At 31.1% G+C, this 2,235-nt stretch carries 2 protein-coding genes; one reads left to right on the forward strand and one right to left on the reverse strand.

Going from position 1 to position 2,235, the window contains the following annotated elements; all coding sequences use genetic code 11:
* Positions 1 to 646 (forward strand): S24 family peptidase (locus ACMOUI_RS11285; RefSeq protein WP_418965794.1); only part of this gene is annotated, 646 nt, incomplete at its 5' end.
* A gap of 10 nt (positions 647 to 656) precedes the next feature.
* On the opposite strand, the gene ACMOUI_RS11290 is transcribed toward ACMOUI_RS11285, so the two are convergent.
* On the reverse strand, positions 657 to 2,235 hold a 1,579-nt coding region (locus tag ACMOUI_RS11290), incomplete at its 5' end, for a sigma 54-interacting transcriptional regulator (protein ID WP_418965795.1).

The raw sequence follows: 2,235 nt of genomic DNA on the forward strand, positions 1-2,235 counted from the left end.
TTATACTTTAGAGTATGTAGCAAAACAGACAGACTCTTCTCTATCTGTAGTGGGGCATTATCGTAAAGGAATTAGAATTCCAAAAGATGATTTTGTGGAAAGATTTATAGAAAAATTTATAAAATCGGACAAGGAAGCAAATGAAGTGAGATATATAGTCGCTTATGATAGAACTCCTGATTTGATTAAGAAAAAACTTGAAGAAAATTCAAATATAAAAGAAACTAAAGATGCCGAAATAATAGCTTTACCCATATTGGGAAAAGCTGCTGCAGGACTTGGACATATAAATTTTGAAGACAACACAAGAATGGAGATATTGACATCTATTCCAAGAACAGGGCTTCCTAAAAATGCTTTTATGGTAGAGGTCAATGGAGACTCTATGTTCCCTACACTTTCAGATGGAGATTTGGTAATAATAGATCCAATTCAAAAACAGATGGAAAATATAGAGGGAAAAGTTTGTGTTTTAAGTTATCATGACCAAACATACATAAAAAGAGTTAAAATAAATAAAAATGAGATAAGACTTATATCGGATAATATGGATAAGAAAAGATATTCTGATATCGTTATTTCAGATGAAGAGTTAGAGTATTTAAAATGCCATGGAGCAGTTATAGAGAGTAGAAGAAAACACTAGGATTTTTATCCTAGTGTTTTAAATTATACTGTTCAATTTTTCTATATAGAGTTGCTATTCCAATTCCTAAAATTTTGGCAATCTGCTTTTTGCTCTCAGTTGAATCTCCATATTTTTTTAAAAGATCACTAATCATTTCAATTTCCATGCTTTTAAGAGTTCTCTCTTGAAAAACTTCAGCTGATTTATTTGCGAGTAATTTTTGAGGGAGATGGTTATAGGATAGAATACCATTATTTCCCATTAGATTAATCATATATTCAATTGTATTTTCAAGCTCTCTCACATTTCCGGGCCAACTATACTTTTCAAATATATCTAGTACCTCTGAGGAGATACTGTTAAAATTCTTTTTAAAAAGGACAGCATATTTCTCAGCAAAGTGTTCTGCAAATATGAAGATATCCCCAGTTCTTTTTCTTAGGGGTGGAACTTCAATTGGAACTACATTAAGCCTGTAATACAGGTCTTTTCTAAACTCTCCACTCTCCACTAAATGTTCCAAATTTTGATTTGTAGCGGCAATAATTCTAACATCAACATCTATGAGTTGATTTGATCCAATTCTTACGATACTTCTTTCTTGTAAAACTCTAAGAAGTTTTATCTGCATATATAATGGCATATCTCCAATCTCATCTAAAAAGAGAGTTCCTCCATTGGCCAGCTCAAACTTTCCAATCTTTCCTCTGGGATCAGCTCCAGTAAATGAACCCTTGATGTAGCCGAAAAACTCACTTTCAAGTAAAGCCTCAGGTATAGCTCCACAGTTTATAGCGATAAAGGGCTGATTAACTCGATTACTATTCATATGTATTGTTCTGGCTATAATCTCTTTACCTGTTCCACTTTCACCTGTAATTAAAACAGTGGATGGATTTTTAGATATTTTATTGATTCGCTCAAATAGCTTTTTCATGGAATCAGAATAGAAGATAAAATCTTTTACAAGAGTTCCAGTAGTTGAATTTGTTACATGAAGTATTGAGTTATGAATGGCCTTTTTCTCTTTAAAAATCAAAACTTTTTCAAAGGGTGAAAAGGTAAAGACTTCACCAAAAACATCAAGTTTTTTATCATTATATATAATAGAGTAAGCATTTTTCCCAAGAAAGTTATCATTTAAAGGTTGAATTAATAAGTTTTCTTGAAGAATTTTAGTGTTGAAAAGTTTTGTGGCCACTTCATTCATATGTGTTAATAAAAAGTTATTATCATATATTAAAATTCCCTCCTCTATCCTATTTAATATGACCTTTAAAAACTCCTTTTTAGATTCAGTGGATGAATTTTCTAAAGATAGTTGCGCTTGAGATGAGATAAAACCAGATATTTGTTTTAAAAAATTCAAATATTTCTCCTGTTTTTCAACAAAATTTACTTTTTGCTGATTATTGAAGCATATAAGCCCAATAACTCCAACTACTTCACCATTTAAAAAAATAGGTGTTGAAACCTCTAACTTCTCTTTACACTCCTCAATAGATGGGCAATTGCTACAATGAATGTCCTCTTTAGGATTCAAAATAACATGCTCTTTTCCAGTTTCTAAAACTTTTTTATAAATATGAGATTCCTCTGTCATTGAG

The sequence above is a fragment of the Cetobacterium sp. genome, from assembly GCF_048470075.1.
GTDB lineage: Bacteria > Fusobacteriota > Fusobacteriia > Fusobacteriales > Fusobacteriaceae > Cetobacterium_A.